At 27.6% G+C, this 21,849-nt stretch carries 15 protein-coding genes and 2 pseudogenes; 10 read left to right on the forward strand and 7 right to left on the reverse strand.

The window, feature by feature from the left end:
- Nucleotides 1-116 precede the first annotated feature (116 nt).
- The 5 genes and pseudogenes from BPP43_RS02275 to BPP43_RS02295 all read left to right on the forward strand — a co-directional run bounded on the left by BPP43_RS02275 (nucleotide 117) and on the right by BPP43_RS02295 (nucleotide 8,286).
- Nucleotides 117-2,765 (forward strand): calcium-translocating P-type ATPase, PMCA-type, encoded by a 2,649-nt coding sequence (locus BPP43_RS02275; protein WP_015274039.1) that lies wholly within the window; start codon nucleotides 117-119, stop codon nucleotides 2,763-2,765.
- 179 nt (nucleotides 2,766-2,944) lie between these two features.
- The gene (gene galK / locus BPP43_RS02280; protein ID WP_013243093.1) at nucleotides 2,945-4,123 is read left to right on the forward strand and encodes a galactokinase; all 1,179 of its coding nucleotides are present in this window, start codon (nucleotides 2,945-2,947) and stop codon (nucleotides 4,121-4,123) included.
- 24 nt (nucleotides 4,124-4,147) lie between these two features.
- A pseudogene (gene prfB / locus BPP43_RS02285) lies at nucleotides 4,148-5,255 on the forward strand (peptide chain release factor 2).
- Nucleotides 5,256-5,353: 98 nt separating this feature from the next.
- Complete coding sequence (locus BPP43_RS02290) at nucleotides 5,354-6,982, forward strand: GldG family protein (protein ID WP_013243091.1); 1,629 nt, start codon at nucleotides 5,354-5,356, stop codon at nucleotides 6,980-6,982.
- A 29-nt stretch (nucleotides 6,983-7,011) separates the two neighbouring features.
- Nucleotides 7,012-8,286: an oligosaccharide flippase family protein gene (locus tag BPP43_RS02295; RefSeq protein WP_015274040.1), complete on the forward strand. Its 1,275-nt coding sequence runs from the start codon at nucleotides 7,012-7,014 to the stop codon at nucleotides 8,284-8,286.
- 12 nt (nucleotides 8,287-8,298) lie between these two features.
- Here the strand turns inward: BPP43_RS02295 and BPP43_RS02300 are convergent, their stop codons facing one another.
- Entirely contained in the window at nucleotides 8,299-8,997 is a 699-nt protein-coding gene (locus BPP43_RS02300) for an ankyrin repeat domain-containing protein (RefSeq protein WP_015274041.1), read from the reverse strand.
- 182 nt (nucleotides 8,998-9,179) lie between these two features.
- Here BPP43_RS02300 and BPP43_RS02305 point away from each other — a divergent pair, with 182 nt between their 5' ends.
- The gene (locus BPP43_RS02305; RefSeq protein WP_015274042.1) at nucleotides 9,180-10,379 is read left to right on the forward strand and encodes a Crp/Fnr family transcriptional regulator; all 1,200 of its coding nucleotides are present in this window, start codon (nucleotides 9,180-9,182) and stop codon (nucleotides 10,377-10,379) included.
- Nucleotide 10,380: 1 nt separating this feature from the next.
- Here BPP43_RS02305 and BPP43_RS02310 read toward each other — a convergent pair whose 3' ends face one another.
- Nucleotides 10,381-11,103, reverse strand: coding sequence for a TlyA family RNA methyltransferase (locus tag BPP43_RS02310; RefSeq protein ID WP_013243087.1), 723 nt, complete (start codon nucleotides 11,101-11,103; stop codon nucleotides 10,381-10,383).
- Between the two features lie 8 nt (nucleotides 11,104-11,111).
- Nucleotides 11,112-12,620, reverse strand: a complete 1,509-nt coding sequence (locus BPP43_RS02315) for a hypothetical protein (RefSeq protein ID WP_015274043.1) — start codon at nucleotides 12,618-12,620, stop codon at nucleotides 11,112-11,114.
- 184 nt (nucleotides 12,621-12,804) lie between these two features.
- Between BPP43_RS02315 and BPP43_RS02320 the strand changes: the two genes are divergently transcribed.
- The 4 genes from BPP43_RS02320 (at nucleotide 12,805) to BPP43_RS02335 (ending at nucleotide 16,147) form a co-directional block, all read left to right on the forward strand.
- Nucleotides 12,805-13,428 (forward strand): flavodoxin, encoded by a 624-nt coding sequence (locus BPP43_RS02320; RefSeq protein ID WP_015274044.1) that lies wholly within the window; start codon nucleotides 12,805-12,807, stop codon nucleotides 13,426-13,428.
- Nucleotides 13,429-13,519: 91 nt separating this feature from the next.
- Complete coding sequence (locus tag BPP43_RS02325) at nucleotides 13,520-14,449, forward strand: alpha/beta fold hydrolase (RefSeq protein WP_015274045.1); 930 nt, start codon at nucleotides 13,520-13,522, stop codon at nucleotides 14,447-14,449.
- A gap of 27 nt (nucleotides 14,450-14,476) precedes the next feature.
- A complete protein-coding gene (locus tag BPP43_RS02330) occupies nucleotides 14,477-15,100 on the forward strand; it encodes a D-sedoheptulose-7-phosphate isomerase (RefSeq protein WP_015274046.1) in 624 nt (207 codons plus the stop codon).
- 18 nt (nucleotides 15,101-15,118) lie between these two features.
- Nucleotides 15,119-16,147, forward strand: a complete 1,029-nt coding sequence (locus BPP43_RS02335; protein WP_015274047.1) for a glycosyltransferase family 9 protein — start codon at nucleotides 15,119-15,121, stop codon at nucleotides 16,145-16,147.
- A gap of 5 nt (nucleotides 16,148-16,152) precedes the next feature.
- Here the strand turns inward: BPP43_RS02335 and BPP43_RS02340 are convergent.
- The 4 genes and pseudogenes from BPP43_RS02340 to BPP43_RS02355 all read right to left on the reverse strand — a co-directional run bounded on the left by BPP43_RS02340 (nucleotide 16,153) and on the right by BPP43_RS02355 (nucleotide 21,777).
- Nucleotides 16,153-18,955, reverse strand: a pseudogene (locus tag BPP43_RS02340) (tetratricopeptide repeat protein).
- A 52-nt stretch (nucleotides 18,956-19,007) separates the two neighbouring features.
- Entirely contained in the window at nucleotides 19,008-19,427 is a 420-nt protein-coding gene (locus tag BPP43_RS02345; RefSeq protein WP_014933097.1) for a hypothetical protein, read from the reverse strand.
- A 139-nt stretch (nucleotides 19,428-19,566) separates the two neighbouring features.
- Nucleotides 19,567-21,228 carry a carbon starvation CstA family protein gene (locus BPP43_RS02350; RefSeq protein WP_013243079.1) on the reverse strand — a complete coding sequence of 554 codons (1,662 nt, stop codon included), beginning with the start codon at nucleotides 21,226-21,228 and terminating at the stop codon, nucleotides 19,567-19,569.
- Between the two features lie 24 nt (nucleotides 21,229-21,252).
- Entirely contained in the window at nucleotides 21,253-21,777 is a 525-nt protein-coding gene (locus BPP43_RS02355; protein ID WP_013243078.1) for a DUF8052 family protein, read from the reverse strand.
- Nucleotides 21,778-21,849: the final 72 nt, after the last annotated feature.

A 21,849-nucleotide genomic window follows, 5' to 3' on the forward strand; every position in this document is an offset into this window, starting at 1 on the left:
GAGACTCAAGTATAAATAAATTTTCACAGTAAAAAACACTTTGATGATTTATTTATGCATGAGTCTTTTTTTATGCATTTTTTTTACAGTTTATTATTAATGAGAGGTTGTATTTTATGATGAGTAGCTTTTTAGGAAACAAAGAAGATATTCTCAAAGAGCTTAATGTTGACACCAAAATAGGTCTTACAAAAGAAGCTCAAAAATTAAGCTTAGAAAAGTATGGTGCTAATAGTTTCACCAAAGAAAAAAGTGCCACATTGATTCAAAAAATATTAGAATCATTAAAAGAGCCTATGATACTTATGCTTATATTTGCAGGCTTAATAGCAATAGGTGTAAATACTGTAGCATATTTTAATGGCGGGCATGCTGACTTTTTGGAATGTTTGGGAATATTTATCGCTATAAGTTTATCTATTACAATTACAATAGTGATGGAAGGAAAAAGTGCTAAAGCATTTGAGGCATTAAATAGCATAAATGAAGATATTAGAGTAAAAGTTATAAGAGACGGCAATATAGAAATAATAAATCAAAAAGATTTGCTTGTGGGTGATATTGCTTTTATAGAAACAGGAAACAAACTTCCTGCAGACGGAAGACTTATTGAAAGTGTATCGCTTAATATAGATGAATCTGCTTTAACAGGAGAAAGTGTTCCTGTAGAAAAAGATGCTGAAGCTGTAATTACAGATGAAAAAACAGCAGTTGCAGATAGAATAAATATGGCTTATTCTGGTTCTTTTGTTACTACTGGTAATGGTAAAATGGTTATTACTGCCGTAGGGGATTCTACAGAGTTTGGTAAAATAGCAAGAGAGCTTTCAAAAACACAAAGAACTTCAACACCTCTTCAAGAGAAATTAGCAGAATTGGGTAAAAAAATAGCTATAATTGGTATCACTGCTTCTATGATAGTTTTTATAATTCAATTAGTTAATCATATTAGACTTGGAACTGCTAATTTTGAAACTATATCTGAGGCTTTTATTACTAGTATAGTATTGATTGTTGCTTCTGTTCCAGAGGGACTTCCTACAATAGTAGCTGTGTCTTTATCTATTAATATTATAAAAATGGCTAGACAAAATGCATTGGTTAAAAAGATGGTTGCTTGTGAGACTATAGGAAGTGTTAATGTAATTTGTTCTGATAAAACAGGTACTCTCACAGAAAACAAAATGACATTAAATCAATTATTTGTTAATTGTGCTTATGTAGAGCCTGAGAATATAAAAGATAAAAACATAATTAATAACTTTGCTATTAACTCTACTGCTGATATTGATTATAAAGAAGATGGTCAAATTAAGTTTTTGGGCAATCCTACAGAATGTGCTTTACTTGTAGGGGCTAAAAAATCTGGTTTTGATTATAAAGCTATAAGAGAAAGTGCTAAAATAATATACGAATATCCTTTTTCATCAGAGACAAAAAATATGACTACTGTTGCCAAAATAGACGGTGAGAGTGTTGTATTTACAAAGGGAAGCCCTGAAAAGATAATGGCTATGTGTGATATTAGCAGCGAAGAGAAAAAATGTATAGAAGAGGCTATAGAGAAGTTCCAAGAAGAGGCAAAGAGGGTTATAGCATTTGCTCACAAGAAAGTTGATGATAATGTAGAGAACATAAGAGAGAAACTTGAAAGCAATATGATATATGACGGTTTTGTTGCTATATCTGACCCTGTTAGAAAAGAAGTTTATGATGCTGTAGAGCAATGCAGAAGTGCTGGTATCAACATAAAAATGCTTACAGGAGATAATATAGTTACAGCAAGAGCTATTGCAAGAGAATTAAAAATACTTGATGAAAATAGCATAGTTCTTGAGGCAAAAGATATTGATGCTATGGACGATAACACATTAAAGCAGAATTTAAGTAAGATTTCTGTTATAGCAAGAAGTACTCCTACAGTAAAGATGCGTGTTGTTAATGCTATAAAAGAGATGGGTAATGTTGTTGCGGTTACAGGGGACGGTATAAATGATGCTCCTGCTATAAAGAATGCTGATGTTGGTGTTGCTATGGGTATAACAGGTACAGAAGTATCAAAAGAGGCTAGTGATATAGTGCTTCTTGATGACTCTTTTGCTACAATAGTTAAGGCAGTTCAATGGGGACGCGGTATATATGACAATTTCCAAAGATTTATACAGTTTCAGCTTACAGTTAACTTTGCTTCTGTTGTAGTTGTGTTGTTATCTACTTTAACAGGATTTAAATCTCCATTTACAGCTATACAGTTATTATGGATAAATATTATCATGGACGGACCTCCTGCTATTGCTTTAGGACTTGAACCTATTAGAAGCAACTTAATGAAGAGAAAGCCTATTAAAAGAAATGCTAATATAGTTACTTTAAGTATGCTTAGAAAGATTATATATTCCGGTACTGTGATGATTATATTATTTATGCTTCAAAGTAAGCTTAATATATTAAATGTAAGTGATGCTGAAGCTTCTACTGTATTATTTGTTATGTTTGTAATGTTCCAGATATTTAATTCTTTCAATAGCAGAGAATTAGGTTATGATAGTGTATTCAAACATTTCCTTGATAACAAATTAGTACTTTTAAGCATGTTTGGTACTTTTGTATTACAGATATTAGCTACACAATTTGCTGGGGCCTTCTTTAATACTGTACCTTTAAGTTTATTTACTTGGGTTAAAATAGTTGCTTTGTCTTTTATAGTGATTATAGCATCTGAGATTTTTAAACTATGTGCTAAATTGTTTTTTGGAAAAAGATAATATATAAATACCGTTTATAATTGACTTTTTACTTTTTATATGTTATTTTTAATAAAATAAAAATATAATAAAATATGTTAACTTTTTAATAATATTATCGATTATATTATCTGTTAAAAGTAGTTGACTTTTTTAAAATTTATAATATAAATAACAAATAATTTAACTGAGAAGGTTATATGATACCAAAATTACATTTAAGATTAGTAGAAAGATTTAGAGATGTCTTTGGACAAAAAGGTGAAGTAAAATTGTATTTTGCTCCTGGAAGATTAACTTTTATAGGAGAACTTATAGACTATTCAGGCGGTGATACTATTACAGCTGCTGTAGATAGAGGCACCTATTTAGTAGTTAGAAAAAGACCAGACAATAAAATTAATATTTATGGTCATTCATTTAAAGCTAAAAAATCATTTACCTTTAATGAATTAGAAAAAAACAAAGAAGATGAATGGGCTATATATTTTAAGGGTGTTTTTTCTGTATTATTGGAAAGAGAATATAAAATAACTGGTATGGATATTTATGCATATACAGATTTGCCTTTTAATACTTCATTAGCTTCATCTAGTTCATTATGTGCTTGTTTAACTTATGCTATTTTTGATGTAAATGGTTTAGATAAAAGTGATATTATAGAATTGGCTAAATTATCTTATGAAGGCGAAATTAAATACGCTTCTCATAGAACTTCATTGAGCGATCATATTACTATATTTTTAGGAAAAGAAAATAGTTTATTACTATTTAATATGTTTAAAATGAGCTATGAATATTTGGATATAAACTTTGGTGAGTATTGTGTAGCGGTAGTTAATAGTAATAAAAAAAGAACTTCTAGTGATAGTGAATATAATGCTAGAAAGAGAGAATGTGATAATGCTTTAAAAAAGCTTAAAGAAAAAAAATCTTCTATTAAATTTTTATCAGATTTAAAGCCTAAAGATGCTGATTTTATTAAAGAGACTTTGCAAAATAAAGAACAAAGAAGAGCTTTATATGTATCTTCTGAAGAGGATAGAGTAAATCAAGCTGTAAAAGCTATAAAGAAAGGTGCTATTAAAGATTTAGCTGCATTAATATCAAAAACTCATGATAGTTTAAGTAAATTATATGAAGTTTCTACTGCAGAACAAGATATTTTGGTGGAAGAAGCTTCAAAAATGGACGGAGTTCTTGGTGCACGTATGATTGGTACAGGTTTTGGAGGCGGTGTTTTAATTTTGCTTAAGAAAACTGAAGTAGAAAATGTAATAGAAGCTTTATATACTAATTATAAAGAGAAAACTAGAAGGGACGCTGATGTTTATATTGTAAAACCTACTAATGGCGTTAGAATGCTTTCTATTGAATAATAATTAATATATTGGAAAAATATTATGACATTATCTGAAATAAAAAATACAGTATTAGAGATTAAAGAGCAGACTGAAATTTTAAGGGGGTATCTTTGACCCTGAGGCTATATATAAAAGGGTAAAAGAAATTGATGAGATATCTTCTAAAGATGACTTTTGGAATGATAATATTGCTGCTCAAAAAATAATGAAAGAGAGAATGCTTCTTCTTGATAAAATAGAGCCTATTGAAAACTTAATAAAAAATGCTAACAATATTTATGAACTTGTTGAAATGGCAATAGAATCTAATGATACAGAAATGGAGAAAGAATTAGAAACTGAATGTATAGAGCTTCAGAAGGTTTTTAATGAATTAGAGACAAAGAATCTATTTTCTGGTGAGTTTGACAGTAAGAATGCATATTTAACTTTAAATGCAGGAGCAGGCGGTACTGAAAGCTGCGATTGGGCTTCTATGCTTTCAAGAATGTATGTACGTTTTTGCGAGAGGCATGGTTTTACAGTAGAGACTACTGATGAGCTTCCTGGTGATGAGGCTGGTATAAAACAAATAAGTTTTTATGTGCAGGGGCTTTATGCTTATGGATATTTACGCTCTGAAATAGGCGTTCATAGGCTTGTAAGAATATCTCCTTTTGATGCTAATGCTAAGAGGCATACTTCTTTTGTTGCTGTAAGTGTTATGCCTGATATAGATGAAGATATTGAAGTAGAAATTAATCAGGCTGATTTGAGAATAGATACTTATAGGGCTTCAGGAGCAGGCGGTCAGCACGTTAATAAAACTTCTTCTGCTATAAGAATAACTCATATACCTACAAATATAGTTGTTCAATGTCAGGCTGAGAGAAGTCAGCATAATAATAAAGATATGGCTATGAAAATGCTTAAGGCTAAACTTTATCAATTAGAAAAAGAAAAGCTTGATAAAGAAAAAACAAAAAAATAAGCTGGGGAAAAAACTGATATTGCTTGGGGTAATCAGATTAGAAGTTATGTTTTTCAGCCTTATCAGATGGTAAAAGATTTGAGAACTGGTCATGAAACTGGTAATATGAACTCTGTTATGGACGGTAATATTGATGAGTTTATATCTGCTTATCTTAAACAGCAAATAAAAAAATAATTATAAAGTATTTCTATAGTTATACGATTATAAAAACAGTATTGAAATTTATTAAAACATTTCAATTAAATCTTAATTAAAAATGGAATTTATAATCAATGTCTAATAAAAAGTTTAATTTAAAAATTGCTACTATAGCTTCTTGGGTACTATTATTTTTCGCTTGGATATTTTTCTATGCAGTTACACAAAGACCTACTGCTGTTTTTTGGGTTGTATTAGCTGTAACATTAATACTTACGGCAATTACTGTTATAATAGAAAAAAATAATATAATTTCTCTATTAAAAACAAGATTTGTTCATAAAGCTTTTTTTGGCATACTTTCTCTTATTATCATTTTAGCTATTTTAGTGGGGCTTTATATTATAAGCATAAACTTCCCGATAAGATTTGATTTAACACAAAATAAATCATACACAGTTTCTCAGCAAACTATGGATGTAATTTCTAGAATAGATAGTCCGCTTTCAATAGTTGTTTTAAGGTCTCCAAGTACAGATCCTACTTCTGCTGATTGGCGTTCTGATTTATTATTAGACCAATATCAAAGATTAAGCAAACATATTACAGTTGAATATATTAACCCAATAGAAAAACCTTCTGCTAAAAGTAAATATCAAATGACTCAGGTTGGTGAGATAATATTTAGTTATGGACAAAGCAAACAGGTGAGGGTATATAGAAAAGATTTAACTACTCAATCTAAAGTTACTTCAGAGCCTTTATTTGTTGGAGAAGAGAAATTCACTCAAGCTATATATACTTTGTTAGAACAAGAGTCTTATGTTGTTTATTTTACAGTTGGTCATGGAGAGAGACAGCTTCAAGACAGAGGAGGCGAGGGATTATCTTATGTTAAAACTTATTTGGAAAATGAGAATTATAAGGTAAGAGATTTAAATATTATATTAGAAAATATTCCAACAGATGCTTCTTTAATTGTAATAGCTTCTCCTGTTGAAACATTCAGCGATTTTGAAATTGAGAAATTAAATAACTATGTAAAAACAGGTGGTAAATTGCTTGTGCTTTATGATAGTTTTATGGATAGAAGTAATTTTAATTCTAATTTAGATGTATTTTTATCTGATTGGGGATTTAAGACAAAAAATGATTATATAATAGACCCTGTATCAAGTGTTGTTATACCGGTTAATGTGGTTCCTCAGTATACAGCTCACCCTATAACACAAACTCTAAAAGAGGGTAATGTATTTGCTTGTTTGGTTGTAGCAAGAAGTATTTTATCTGGAGAAAGTAAATATAGCGGAAGTTTTGAGAATATAATCACTACTTCTCCTCAAGGATATGGTAAGGAAGAGGCTACTTTTGATTTGTCTCGTGCAAGATTTAACCCTAGAACAGATATTGCAGGTCCTGTACCTTTGGCTATTGCTGGAACTTATGATATAGAAGGCAGAGATGTGCCTGCAAGAATTGTTGTATTTGGAGATGCTACTTTTGCTTTAAATGCATATATTAATCCTGAGCAAGGTCAATCTGTAGATGTTGCTTTTGCGGGTAATAAAGATTTGTTTATGAATACAGTTGCTTATCTATTAGAAGCAAGACAAAAGATAACTATAAGACCAAAAGAGGCTAGCATTAAAAATCTTACTCTTACAACAACACAAACTAATTTTATTAGATATGTTGCTCAAATTGGTTTGCCTTGTTTATTTGGTATATTAGGTATTCTTATATGGTTCTTAAGAAGAAGATAATAAATATAAAGGTGTATAATTAATATAATATGTATAATATAAAAACATTATATAAAAAATATTCATATTATATTAATTATGCTTTATTAGTATTTATAAATGGTGTTGCTAGTGTATTAAATTATGTTTCTTCGATTTATGTAAATAGAAGTTTATCAATATCAGATTTTGCTCATTATAATGGCATTATCAATATATATTCAATAATAGTTTTAACTGTATCTAGTTTTAGTTATTATATAATGCATAATTATAAAGACGATGAAGATGCTAGGAGTTACTGGGCTTATGGATATATTATTGCTGCTGTAATATTTATATTGTATATATTATCTATACCGCTTATTGATATACTTTTTAATATAAGAAGCTACATTTCTCTTTTTATAATATCTATTGGAATATTTGCAACTATTTTAACTATAGTGTCGCAGTCTATATTAAAAATTAATAATTATATAGCTTATGATTATATTGCAAGTTTAATAGCAATATTTATAGCAAAAATTTTACTTTTGGCATACTTTATTATAACAGGACTCACATTAGAAAAAGCTATTGTATCTGTAACTTTATTTTGTATTTTATATTTAATTATTAATTTAATTGAACTAAAAAAACTTAATCTTCCTTATTGTGTTTCTATAAAAAAAATAAATACATATTTCTCTAAACAAAACTTATATATTTTCTTAAGTTATATAATAAATATTGTTATAATAAACTTTATATTTAATTGGATATCATTAAGCGATGTATTAATGGCTAATAGATATTTAGATAAAACAAGTGCAGGTTACTATTCTACAATATCATTAATAATAAAAATGTTTTTCTATATAGGAACCCCAATAGCTTCAGTTATGTTTTCTTATATTTTAATAGCTAAAAAGGATAATAACAAAAATAAAGAAAATAAAATACTTTATTATTCAATAGGCCTTTTTATATTTGCTTCATTTTGTTTATCGGTATTTTTAATTGCATTTGCCAAACAAGTTGTATTGATACAGTTTACAAACAGATATGAGGCTATTATTCCATTAATCCCAGAGGCTGCAATATTTGGTTTTTCTTTAGGGTTTACTGTTATTACATTTAATTATGGACTTGCATATAAATTATTTGCACCTTTCTATGGATATTTAGCCATATTTGCTTATGTGTATTTTTCTCTGAGAAATGGACTAAGAACTTTTGAAAATTTTATGTTTATAATGAAAATATTTTTTATAGCATTGCTTATATATAATATTTTAATAATATTAATACATAGAATAATATTAAAAACTAATAAAAAGTAGAAGAAAAAATTATTATTTAGCACCTTTTGATATAAGTAACTCTTCTATTTTAGTATTATTTTTTTCTTTTGCATAACCTAATGCTGTGTTTCCGCTTTTATCTTTAGCGTTGATATCAGCTCCATATTCTATCAATAACTGTGCTATTTCTGTATTATCAGTAAAAATAAACCACATTAAAGGTGTAGCATCTTCTAATTTTATATTTTGTCCTTCATATTTGGCAGTAAATTTTGTATTAATATCAGCACCAGCATTTATTAATAACTCAGCTACTTCTTTATTTTCATTAAGTATTAAAGGAGTAAAATTTTTCATATATACTCCATTTCCATTTAATGAAACCTTTATGTTTACATTAGCTTTTTTTTCTATAAGTATTTTTGATATTTCTGTTCTATTATACGTTATAGAATATATTAAAGCTGTAAATCCTGATTTGTCTTTTATATTAATATCTGCGCCTTTTTCTATAAGAATCTTTGATATTTCATCTTGCTTAAAAATAATAGAAAATATTAATGGTGTAGCACTATCTTCTATTTTGGTATTTATATTAATTTTCTTATCATTTATGAAATTTGAAACTTCTTCAATATCACCAGATGCTATATGCGATAAGAATTCTGCTTCATTTTCAGCTTTTCTTGGATATAGTGCATTAAAACTAAATAAAGTATACAATATAGCCATTAATATAATCTTTTTCATATAAACCTCTTTATAAAAATATTTTACTAATAATATATTAATTGTATTTTTTATCAATATGATTACTAGAAATTAATTAATATAAAAAATATTAATTTTTAAGAAAAATACATAAATACTATTGACATAGTTATTATTTTTATTAAAATTAAACTATCAAGTTTTAATAATGGGTTTATATTATGAATAATACTAATACTAATAAAACAATTAAATTTCCAAAATCATCAACAATATTTATAGATGGCCAAGACCCTAAATATAAATTTTATATAATTATAAAAGGTAAAGTTTTAGCATACAATTATTTTGCAGATGATTATACTATAGAATATAAAGAAGGTGAGATAATAGGACTATTTAATGCCGTTATAAATGAACCTTTTACATCAACAGTGAAAGCAATAGAAGATGTTGAAGTTTTAGAAATGAATGTTTATGAGATAGAAAAGATAGATAATCCTAATATAATAAATAAAATATATGAGTACTTACTTCTTAATTTGGAGAGATGGATTAATAGATATTATTATTTCTTGAGTAAAGTTACTACAACTTATAATTATTATACTGATAAAAATAGAATAGATATGATTAGTATGGCTAGTATTTATGAAGAGAATGGATATACTGATGCTGCTTCAAAGATATATGCTAAATATTTAGAATTAAACCCTAATGCTGAAGATATTGGATTTGTGAGAAATAAAATAGACAAATTAGGAAAAATAGAAGAGCCTGAATATATAGATAATAATGTTTATAAGTTTAAAAAGGGATATTGTTTATACACAGAGTTTCAATATAATGATTATATTTATATTATTAGATATGGAAAAGTTGGAGTATATAATATATTTAATTCCAGACAAGTTACAAGAAGGGTATGTGTGAATAATGAAATACTTAATGGATATGCTCCTAAAAGTGATATTAGACCTCTTTTTACTACAGCAGTGGTATTACAAGACTCTATTATACAGCTTGCTAAAAAAGAAGAGTTTATGGAGTTGATATTAAAAGATAATAATATAAGACTCTATCTTATAAAAGTTATGAGTATGAGAGTATATATTACAATATCTAGAATAAAATCTTTTAATGCTAATAATAATGTTAGTAAGTTTGTAATTATATTGGAAGCTTTAATTAAATATGAATTGATATTTAAAAATACAAAACAAATAGTATTTCCATACAATTTTAATGACCTTTGTTCTATGGTTGGTATTACTGCAGATGCCAATAAAGAAGCAGAGTTAAATAAAATAAAATCTGTTTCCATAACTGAAGACGGATATATTATGATAAAGGATACAGAAGAGTTTTATAAAGAATATGAAATATATAAACAAAGAACATCAAATAAATTAAAAAAATAAATTAAATAATAAAATATGATAAATACTCTATATTTCCTTTAGAGCCTTTTATAGGGGAGATAGTTCTATTTATCTCTTTAAATCCTATTTCTGTGATTCTATTAATTGCATTATTAACTATCTTTTCTCTCAATATATCATCTTTAATAATTCCTCCCTTTGAAACTTCACCTTTTTCAGCTTCAAATTGAGGTTTAATAAGGCTTACCCAATATTCTAAATCATTTAATTCTTTAAATATAATAGGAGCAATTTTTGAAATGGATATAAAAGAAACATCACTCACCACAATAGAAGGAATTTCTCCTTCAAACATTTCTCTTTTTATATCTTTGGCATTAAAATCTTCTATTGATATTACTCTTTTGTCATTTCTTAATTTGTATACAAGCTGATTATGACCAACATCTAAAGCATAAACTTTTTTAGCACCATAAGAGAGAAGACAATCGGTAAATCCTCCTGTAGAAGCCCCTATATCTAAACATATTTTATTTTCTACAGAAAGATTAAATTCCAATAAAGCTTTTTCTAACTTTTCTCCAGCTCTAGATACATATTTTCTATTTTGTATGACTTCTATTTTATCGGTATCTTTTATTTTTTGAGCTTTAGAAGTTACTTTTACACCATTAACAAATACACATCCAGCTAATATTATATCCTGTGCTTTGGACCTGCTTTCAGTATATCCGTTATGATGTACATACTCATCTAATCTCATTTATAAAATTATTCTAATCCGCCGATAAATGTTTTAATAATACTCAAAGCATTTTTTTCTTTATCTCTTGTATTTACTTTTATTAATACTTGAGTATGATTAGCGTCTAATATATTTGAAGTTAAATATACAGATTCAAAATTTTCAGTATATTCATCACCAATTCCATATAAAGCTAAATTAGAGTTTAATTCCAAGTAAAATACAAAAGTATTATTCTTAGCCAAATCAACTTTATTTTTATCTAGCTTAACATTAGGCATTTCATTGTTCATTATTTTTTCTATAATAGCAGGATTACTACTAATATAAAGTATAGAATCTTTAACATAACAAGTATTACCAGCAAGTGTATATATGTCATTATTAACATCATCAGCTAAAGCATCTAATATAATTTTTACTGTATTTTCATCAGTGATAGAAGCAGAAATAAGTAAATCAGGGTCTTCATTTTCATTGCTGTCCCAAGCAGATACAAATATATCGCCACCTAAAAGTTCTATAAATTTATAAACATCAACTCCATATTCTTCTAATTCTGCAAAATCTTCACTAAATGGGAATTCATCGCCAAACATAGTTTTTAAATGTTTAGAAAGTTCAGTACTGTTGAAAGCTAATGATAAAAATCCATAATTATTCTCACCATTAACAAAAGTATATATATTGTCAGCTAATTCCTTTTTTAGTAAAGAACTATCATAAGGATAATTTGGTGAATATGTATCTATTACAACATCAGCATTTCCAACATTAAAATTAACTTTAGCAGTTAATATAGCATCTTTATAACTTTCTTTAGATAAACCATCATAATTTCTTCCAAATAAAAACTTTGTAAACTCATCAGTTTCATCAGAAAGTAAAGATAAATCTACCCAAGCATAAAAATCATTAGTTTGATTTTCTAATTCCATAAACTTTTCATTTGTAAGAGGAGAAGTAGTATCAAATATAGAATTAGCAATATTTATAATATTATTTTCTTTATTAAGTTCTTCATTATACCAATAAATATCATCTAGTTTTGTTTCTACTGTAAATACTTCATCATTCCAAGATATTAAAGTTGTATCATCAAGATAAAAATATCTGTAATTATTGTTATCACTAAAAGATATTAATTTATCCTCTTGGCTTGCTATTTTTATCATCACTCTATTTAATTCAGTTACATCTAATATATCAATCATTACTGCTATTTCTTGATAGCTATTAAATGAAACTATTTTTGAAGGTTTAGAAAAATCTAATATCTGTTCTAGTTTATTAGTCATAACTTCTACTACATAGGCATCATCTCTATATGTAGCAAAATTATCAGCAAACTTTTGCATAAACACTTTATTAAGAGTCTTTTGTAAACTAATTTCAGCTTTTGTAGATAATTCATTTAATTTTATAGAAAATACAGCTTGAGAAGTACTTGGAACATATTTTGTTTCTACTGCTTGTATTACTGAAGTTGAAAATAGAGTTATCATTAAAACAACTATAGATATTATATTTTTCATTTTACTAAAACTCTCCTTAAATTTTATAAAGCAACTTAATATATTATATTAGACTAAAAATTAAAAGTCAAGTATAATATAAAGAATATAAATACTATTTTATAAAAAATAAATAAATATTTTAATGAAAAAAATATTTCAAAGTTTATACTTTATGGTTATATATATGGGAGTATTATATAAAATGAAAAGAATAACTAGTGTTTTTGCATTATTACTATTATTTATTGTATCATGTAATTCAAATATTAATGATAGAAAAGTAACTAAATCTGCTTTATTAAATGAACATAATGCATCTGTTGTAAATACCGAGTTTAATGGAAGCAAAACAATTATAGTATACTATTCTTGGAATGGCAATACAGAAATAGTGGCTAATAAGATTAAAAAGATTACAGGTGCTGATATATATAAAATTACTACAAAAATCCCATATCCAAATGAATATGATGATATGGTGATTCAAGTAAAAGATGATATAGATAATGATAAGCTTCCAGAATTAAACGGCAGTGTTGATTTATCTAAATATGATAATATTATTATTGGATATCCAATATGGATAGGTGATATGGCTTTGCCTATGAAAAGCTTTTTGTCAAAAAATGATTTAAAAGGAAAAAATATAGCACCGTTTATATTAAGCGGAGGCTCAAGAGTATATAGAAGTGTTTCATATATAAAAGATACATGTCCTGATAGTAAAGTTTTGAATTATATATCTATAAAAAGAAAAGATGTATCCGATTTGGACGGTAAAATAAATAATTGGATAAGAAAAATAAAAGTAGATATATCTAAATAATTTATTAATATTATGTTAATATTTGCATAAAGAAAAAAAATAGTATACAATTTACATAATAATAATATAATTGTTATTTGGAGATATATTTATGAAAATAGATAATAGAGTATTAATATCTGATGACGGTCATAGAATGTACACTTATATTTTTACTCCAGACACTCAGCCCAAGGCAATAGTACAAATAGTTCATGGTCTTGGCGAACATGCTGGAAGGTATAAGGAACTAGCTAGCAAATTGGCAGATAATGGTTTTTTAGTATGTGCTGATGACCATAGAGGCTTTGGAAGAAGTACTGTTAGTAAAGATAGTATTGGACATATTGCAGATAAAAATGGTGCTGATTTAATATTAGAAGATATGAAGCATCTTATGGTTACAGTAAAAGCTGATTATCCTAATATCCCATATTTTATGTTAGGTCATAGTATGGGGTCTTTTTTAACAAGAGGCTTTTTAATAAAATATCATAAAGATTTAAATGGTGCTATTATAATGGGTACTAAGGGAAAGCCTAATACAATAGAAAGTATCGGTAAATTAATAGCAAATGTTCAAAAGTCAATTTTTGGAGGAAGAAAGAGAGCTAAATTATTAGATAAATTATCTGTTGGAGGATATGGAAAGAAATATTTCCCTAAAGATAAATCAGATTTAGCTTGGCTTACTTCAGATAAAGAAGAGATTAATAAAGTATTGGAAGATGAGTATTTTGCTAGTAAACCTGCTAGTATAGAGACTTATATACAATTATTTAATTTGATAGATAAGATTTCAGATAAAGATAATTATTCTAATATGAGTAAGGATTTTCCTATACTTTTAATATCTGGAGATAAAGACCCTATTGGAAATATGGGAAAGGGTGTAAAATGGGTATATGAAATGTATAAATCTTTAGGACTTAATGATATTAATATAAGTTTATATAAAGACGGAAGACATGAAATATTGAATGATGTGCAAAGACATGATGTTATGAATGAAATACTTGATTGGCTTAATGCTCATATTTAAATGTATAAAAAAAGGAAGTTATATGTTATGGCTAATTTAATTGAAAGATTTAAAGAATTAGAACCAATAAAAGGAAACATAGATTTAGCAATAGAATCTATAATTAGCTGTTATAAAAATGGAAATAAAGTTTTGATAGCTGGTAATGGCGGAAGTGCTTGCGACAGTGAACATATTGCTGGCGAATTATTAAAAAGCTTTGTAAAGAAAAGACCTATAAAAGAAGAGATTAGAAAAGGGCTTTTATCTATGGAAGATGGAGAATATATTGCTGATAATTTAGAAGCTCCTCTTAGAGCCATTGCTTTAACTTCTCATATGGGGCTTTCTACTGCATATTTAAATGATAGAGATCCTTATTTAATATTTGCTCAGCAGTTATTAGGTTTTGGGGACAAGGGAGATATTTTTATTGCTATAAGTACATCAGGCAACGCTAAAAATATTATACATGCTTGTAAAGTTGCTAAGGCTATGGGAATAAAAATAATATCTTTTACGAATAATCATGGCGGTAAGCTTGCAGAGATGGCTGATATTGCTATAAAGGCTCCTTCAAAAGAAACATATATCGCTCAGGAATATCATGAAGCTATTTATCATGAAATTTGTATAAGAGTGGAAGAGTATTTCTTTAAAGAAGATAGATAATAATATTTTATAAGGTTTATGAAAATACTTTTAATAAAACAAACTTCTCTTGGAGATGTGCTTCATTCAACTCCTGTTATTAGGGCATTGAAAAAATGGAAAAGCGACTGTACTATAGATGTAGTAACAGATAAAAGAGCCTTAGGGATACTTGAAAATAATCCATATATAAATAAATTGTATGTGCTTGATATATATAAATACGAAAAAGAAATATTTGCTTCACCTTCTAAATTTTTTTCTACAATTAAAGAGTTTTTTTCTCATATTAAAGAAGTGAGAAAAGAGCATTATGATATAGCAATAGATTTGCAAGGGCTTGAGAGAAGCGTTATATTTCTTTATTTGTGTCATTCAAAAAAGAAGTTTGCTAAAGGAAAATGGCTTGGAATAAAAAGCAATTATTATAAAGATATTAATGCTATAGTTGGACTTCTTTCTTTTTTGGATTTTATTGACTGTCCAAGTGATGGTACAGATTTAGATTATTTTTTGCCAGGCAATATAGAAGATGTTTTTAATAAAAAAATAGAAAATTTAAATATAAAATTAGATAAAGATTATATTGTATTTTCTCCTTTTTCAAGATGGGATACTAAAGATTTATCTGTAAAAAAATCTAGAGAGATAATTGAAGAGATAAGAAAAATAAGTAAAATACAAATAATAATATCAGCAACAGGGGACTATAATGACAAATGTATTGAAATAGCTAATGGCTTTGAAAATGTATTAAACACATCAAGTTATTTTAATTTAAATGAGTTAGCTTATTTAATAAAAGAGTCATCGGCAATGATTACATCTGATTCTTTTCCAATGCATACTGGCTGTGCTTTTAAAAAACCGCTTATAGCAATATTCGGTCCAACTAGTGAGGTTAGGGTAGGGCCTATAGCAGAAAACTCTGAAACCATTAGAGTAGAGGGCTTAGAATGTGCAAGATGCTACAAAAGGAAAAACTGCCCAAATAATCATATATGTATAGAAAATATAGATGCTAAATTAGTGGCAACTAGAATACTTCAAAAAATAGGCTATTTATAATATTTTTACTGTTGCTGAGTATTGTTTTCTATTGTTTGTGTATTATTTTCTATATTATTATCAGCATTTTCTGCATTATTATTTTCAGCTGTATTTGCTTCTGTATTTTGAGCAGTAGTTTCTTCTACAGTGTTTTGTGTAGTTTGTTCAGTAGTATTTTCAACTGCATTTTCATCTACTGTAGTATTCTCTTCTGCTGCAACACTTTCAACTTCCTCTTGAACAACTTTTAAATTATCTATATCTTCTGCCTTAATATTTAAATCCATATTTCTTATTATTTTTTTTTGCAGTCTCTATATCAACAGCCTCACCTAAAGCATCAACTAATGTAATCTCTGGGTCTTCATTTCTATACTGCTTCATTTCTAACACATAGCCTTCAGCATCTTTTGCTATTGTTGTTTTATTTCTTCCGTCATTTTCTATATCTATTGTAACGCCATTTGCTCTTACTTCATTAATAGTAGTTTTACCGTCTGTTGTAGTTTTTGTAGTTGATGTACTTCCATCTGCTTCTGTAGATGTTGTTTCTGTATTACCGTAAACATCTTTTATAACAACTATGCTGCTTCCATTTGGTTTTATTGTTGTAGTTATACTGCTTGAATCTGCCGCTACAACTTCTGTTACACTGCTTGAATCTTTATTAAGTGTAGTTGTTTCGCTTGAGCCGTCTTGTCTTATTATTCTTTTTATTGTAGTACCATTTGGCATTTTTATTTCGCTTATAGTGTCAGTGCCTACAGTGTCAGTAATAATAGTACCATCAACTTTTTTAGTAACTACTGTGAATGAGCCATCTTCATTATATGTTTTTGTTATAATGCTTCCGTCATCAGCTTTTACATTATAAGAGAAAGTACCAGCTCCAGCTCCTTGTGAACTTCTCTCTTCAACTCTTCCGTCTGGATAAACTATTTTTAAATTGCTAATTCCATTCGTATCAACTGTAGTAGTACCTATACTTCCATCAACATAATTAGCAACAACGATGTAGCTTCCGTCTGGATTTTCTGTTTTTACTATTAAAGCTCCATCGACTCTCTTTGTCTCTGTAACAATATTGCCTGAATTATCTTCTGTTCTTTTTACTTCTGTACCGTCTAAACTTCTGCTATAGAAAAATATTCCGTTTTCATCTTTATAGTTGGTAGTAATAGAGCCGTCTGACCTCTCTACTACAAATGCTTTATTGTTTTCTAAAGTTTTTCTATTTATAAAAGAACCGTCTGGGTATAGAGTATATTCATATATGTCGCCTGAAGATGTTTTAGTATTAATAGATTTTGAATTATCTATCATATAAGTCTCTACTCTTTTATCTCCATTTTCAGAGACTATCTCTATTTCTCTTTTTCCATATGGATATATAGTGTCAGATACTTCATAATTATTAGAATATATTTTGGTTTTTTCTATTTTTCCATTCTCATAAACTATTTTTACACCATTAGGATATATTGTCTCTCTTTCATAATCAAAATTTGGAAACACATTTTCTGTAGTAATGCTTCCGTCATTGTTTGTTGTTACTCTATAATTATTTGTAAAAGGCATAAACTTCACAGATGTATCATTGCTTCTTATAAGAGATATTACTCTCTCTAAAGATTCTCTTTGATAATAATCGCTTCCTACATTAGTTAAAAATATTTCATAAGATATTGCTGCATTAGTGATATCGCCTAAAGTTAAATAAGTATGCCCCATATTAAGATAAGCACTATAGTATAAGCCCCAAGTATTATATAAATCAACAGAAGCAACATTAGTTTTTATTGAAATCTCATTTCCATTAGTATCTGTTATGTTTGTCATTATCATTATATTTGTTACTATATAAGGATTTTCTTCTGTTATCACATAAGTAGAACCTGTAGTAGTTGAATTTGTTGTAAGAGTTGGAGAATTAGAGTTTGTAGAGATTTCATTAGTAGATTCTAAATTTGGAGGTAGGGTAGTTGATGATACTGTTGGGTCTACCACTTCCAATATAAAATTAGTATTAGCTTCAAAAATTACAGTTGTATTTGTGTATTCATATTCATTAGTAAATGTATTAGTTACAATAACATTTGTAAATAATGGAAGTTTTGTAAAAGTATTGTTTATAAGATTTTTTATATTTTCATTTGATTGATTTAAATTATTTATGGCATCAGATATATTGTCTGTTGTGTTAGTAAAATTATTTGTGTTATTTGTAGAAATGTTATTAGATATAATAGTATTAGTTATAATATTGTTTGTACCTAATAAAGTATTATTTGACATAACGTCGTTTGATAATGATAAGTTGGTAATATTGGCTGTGTTATTATTATCAAGAATAAAAATTGTGTTTGTTACAACATTTTGTGATACTGTGTAATTAGTTAATACTTCATAATTTAATTTTGCATTATATGGAGAGTAAAGTCTTTCTATTGCTCTATTATACCAAATCAAAGCTTCATCATAATTTTTTAATTGATAATAAGAATTGGCTATATTGTTACAAAAAGAATAAGAATCATTAATATCAAAAGCTAATTTATAATAATTTATAGCATTTTCGTATTGTTTATCTTGAAAATAGCAAGCCCCTATATAATAATAAAGCATATCATTGGTTGATAGAGGTCTTCTTTTTAAATAAAGTAAAAAAGCTTCTCTTGCAAAATTATATTTTTTTTGGAAGAAAAGTTTTTCTGCATTATAAAACTCTCTGTCTATATTTCTTTCATCATTAGGAGCAGCATTTTGAGAGAATATATTTACACAAGTAAAAATAAATATTAAAAATGCTATAGCTATTTTTTTCATAATAATATAATCCTTTTTACTACTTTTTTAAGGATAATAATATTTAAAACTATTAGTTTTTGATATAGTCAAAATAATGATTAAATAGCGAATAAATTATATATTCACTGTATCCTCTAACATTTTTATTTTTATCAAGAACATCATCTAAAAAATTAAAACTATTTTCATCTGGATTTTCTAAATAGTATAATTTCTCTTTAGATATACTATTTTCTTTTTTGAGTGTTCTTATTAAAGAAAGTTCTTTCTTTTTATTTCTATTATCTTCTCTGCTAGCATAATAAGAAAGCAGTCTTTTACTTAGATTTTCAAATACGATTTTATTATATATAACAGCTCTCCTCACATCCATATCAATACTTCCGTCAAAATTATTTAACTCACTATCGAATAAACTAATAGATATAGCAGAACGAATATCAGCAAACACTGCCTTTTCTTCTTTTATCATAAATTTTTTATTAGACATAAAACACTACTCTTTAAATTAAAATATTTTTTTTAATTATCGACAAGAGTAAAATTTAGATTAGAGTAAAATTTAATACAATAAAAAACCCGCCTCCATTGAAGAAAGCGGGCATTAATATCAACTAAATGATTTTTTATTATTTGTTTTTGATAGGGTCATTAGGATTAACAACACCGTCTTTAGGTAATTTTCTAGCCCATTGACCAGTGATGAATAATTCTATAACAGCCAATATAATCATTACGATAGCAATACAAGCTAATACATAGCCGTCGAAAGTAGCTTTTTTGAAGTTTGTATATACAACTAAACATAAAGCAGAAAGTGTAACAGCAAACATAAATACTAAAGGTATAACGTTTTCCCAAGAAGTTCTGCCTTGACGATTTTTAATCCAAGCAGCAACAGCAAGTAATGATAAACCAGCTAATAATTGGTTAGCACTACCAAATATAGGCCATATTCTAGTATATCCATAAAGAGTAAATCCTAAAGATATAAGAACTGTAATAGCAGTAGCAATATAAGGATTAGTAAGTATAGTTTTATGTACTTTACCATCAGCAGCAGTATATTCACCTAATTCCTGTATCAAATATCTTCCAATACGAGTAGCACTGTCTAAAGAAGTAAGTGCAAAAGAAGCAAAAGCCAAAGTAACAAAAGTTTGACCTATTCCAAGAGGTACGCCAAAAGAAGTCATGAAAGTAGCAACACCTAAAGCAAATCTAGCAGCAGGAGTACCAGTACTTTCTATAGCAGCAACACTCATTAAAGCAACTATAGCAACTACACCTTCTATAAGCATAGCACCATAACCTACTAATTTAGCATCTTTTTCACTGTTAAGCTGTTTAGAGCTAGTACCAGAACTTACAAGTGAATGGAAACCAGATATAGCACCGCAAGCTACTGTAATAAATAGAATAGGGAATAAATAGTTGCCTTCACTAGGAGTAAAGCTTGTAAATACAGGAGCAGTTACAGCAGGACGCATTATAACTAAACCTAATACACCGCCTATAATCATAGCATAGAGTAGGAAAGAAGATAAATAGTCTCTAGGCTGTAATAATATCCAAACAGGCATTAAAGAAGCTAATATAATGTATATAGTCAATATAACTTGCCAAGGAGTTTTCTCTAAAGCAAGGAATGGGAATCTATCAGAAATAAATATAATAGCAGCCAATAATACAACACCTATTATTGTAGAAAGAGCAACATTAACTCCTCTTCTGTATACTAAGAAACCAAATAATAAAGCCAAAGCGATAAATAACATACTAGCAGTACCAGCAGCAGCAGATTCTCTGTAAGTATCAACGTTTACAGCAAATGTGCTTGCAGTGATGTCTAGGAATGCAGCCACTACCAAACAAATAGTAATGAATGCATAAAGAGTAAACATTATTTTACCTTTTTGACCAACATTGTGTCTGATAACTTCACCGATAGATTTACCTTCATGTCTTAGAGAAGCAATTAAAGAACCGTAGTCATGCACTCCGCCAAAGAATATACATCCGAAGATAATCCATAAATATACAGGAAGCCAACCAAACATAGTTGCAATAATAGGACCTGTAATAGGACCAGCACCTGCTATAGAAGAAAAGTGGTGACCTAATAATACTTTAGCATCAGTAGGTACATAGTCTCTTCCATCTTTTAAAGTATGTGCAGGAGTTTGTCTTGAAGGATCAACACCCCATTTTTTAGCTAAATATGAACCATAGGTTACATAAGCTACAAAAAAGGCTATCATTCCAATGATTAATAATAGAAAAGCATTCATAAAATCTCCTTAATTAATTTTATATTAAAAATCCAAAAGAAGGTTTTTTAATTCCTTTTTTCTCATTTTTGGTAAATAGACGCTTTTATCTTTTATAGATACTATTGCATATTCTGTTTCAGACCAACCATGAAACGATAATTTATAACTTACTCTATAAAAGAATTTTTTTACTATTTTTTCCCATTCTTTTTCTAAAGAAATATCAGTTATAATAATACCTGTGATGATACTTCTTTTATGAAATTTATTAGGGTTTGAAAGAATTGGTGTTAATCTAACCAACATATCTTGAAATTCTTCTATATTCTCTAAAGTGCAGTTCTTTATAAAACGAACAAGCATATGTTCAAATACAGAATATCCTTCATAAACTGTAGATGTAGTAATAAAGGATTTAAAAAAATCATTTCTATGAAAAGCATAGAGATCAAAATATTCATTTTCTTTATTAATTTGATATTCTAAGTCAAAATGTCTCATTAATTTTTCTGACAAAGAAAATATATATTTTTTTACCTCTTCGTTATCAATATTTAATCTAGCCATATACAAACTCACAAATTACAACTATAAGTATATAAAAAATAATTAACCTGTCAAGTTATTGTATGAAGTAAT

The sequence above is a fragment of the Brachyspira pilosicoli P43/6/78 genome, assembly GCF_000325665.1.
GTDB lineage: Bacteria > Spirochaetota > Brachyspiria > Brachyspirales > Brachyspiraceae > Brachyspira > Brachyspira pilosicoli.

Coding starts and splice junctions, on each gene's coding strand:
- BPP43_RS02275 (WP_015274039.1), top strand. CDS start 117: ATGATGAGTAGCTTTTTAGGAAACAAAGAAGATATTCTCAAAGAGCTT.
- galK (WP_013243093.1), top strand. CDS start 2,945: ATGATACCAAAATTACATTTAAGATTAGTAGAAAGATTTAGAGATGTC.
- BPP43_RS02290 (WP_013243091.1), top strand. CDS start 5,354: ATGTCTAATAAAAAGTTTAATTTAAAAATTGCTACTATAGCTTCTTGG.
- BPP43_RS02295 (WP_015274040.1), top strand. CDS start 7,012: ATGTATAATATAAAAACATTATATAAAAAATATTCATATTATATTAAT.
- BPP43_RS02300 (WP_015274041.1), bottom strand. CDS start 8,997: ATGAAAAAGATTATATTAATGGCTATATTGTATACTTTATTTAGTTTT.
- BPP43_RS02305 (WP_015274042.1), top strand. CDS start 9,180: ATGAATAATACTAATACTAATAAAACAATTAAATTTCCAAAATCATCA.
- BPP43_RS02310 (WP_013243087.1), bottom strand. CDS start 11,103: ATGAGATTAGATGAGTATGTACATCATAACGGATATACTGAAAGCAGG.
- BPP43_RS02315 (WP_015274043.1), bottom strand. CDS start 12,620: ATGAAAAATATAATATCTATAGTTGTTTTAATGATAACTCTATTTTCA.
- BPP43_RS02320 (WP_015274044.1), top strand. CDS start 12,805: ATGAAAAGAATAACTAGTGTTTTTGCATTATTACTATTATTTATTGTA.
- BPP43_RS02325 (WP_015274045.1), top strand. CDS start 13,520: ATGAAAATAGATAATAGAGTATTAATATCTGATGACGGTCATAGAATG.
- BPP43_RS02330 (WP_015274046.1), top strand. CDS start 14,477: ATGGCTAATTTAATTGAAAGATTTAAAGAATTAGAACCAATAAAAGGA.
- BPP43_RS02335 (WP_015274047.1), top strand. CDS start 15,119: ATGAAAATACTTTTAATAAAACAAACTTCTCTTGGAGATGTGCTTCAT.
- BPP43_RS02345 (WP_014933097.1), bottom strand. CDS start 19,427: ATGTCTAATAAAAAATTTATGATAAAAGAAGAAAAGGCAGTGTTTGCT.
- BPP43_RS02350 (WP_013243079.1), bottom strand. CDS start 21,228: ATGAATGCTTTTCTATTATTAATCATTGGAATGATAGCCTTTTTTGTA.
- BPP43_RS02355 (WP_013243078.1), bottom strand. CDS start 21,777: ATGGCTAGATTAAATATTGATAACGAAGAGGTAAAAAAATATATATTT.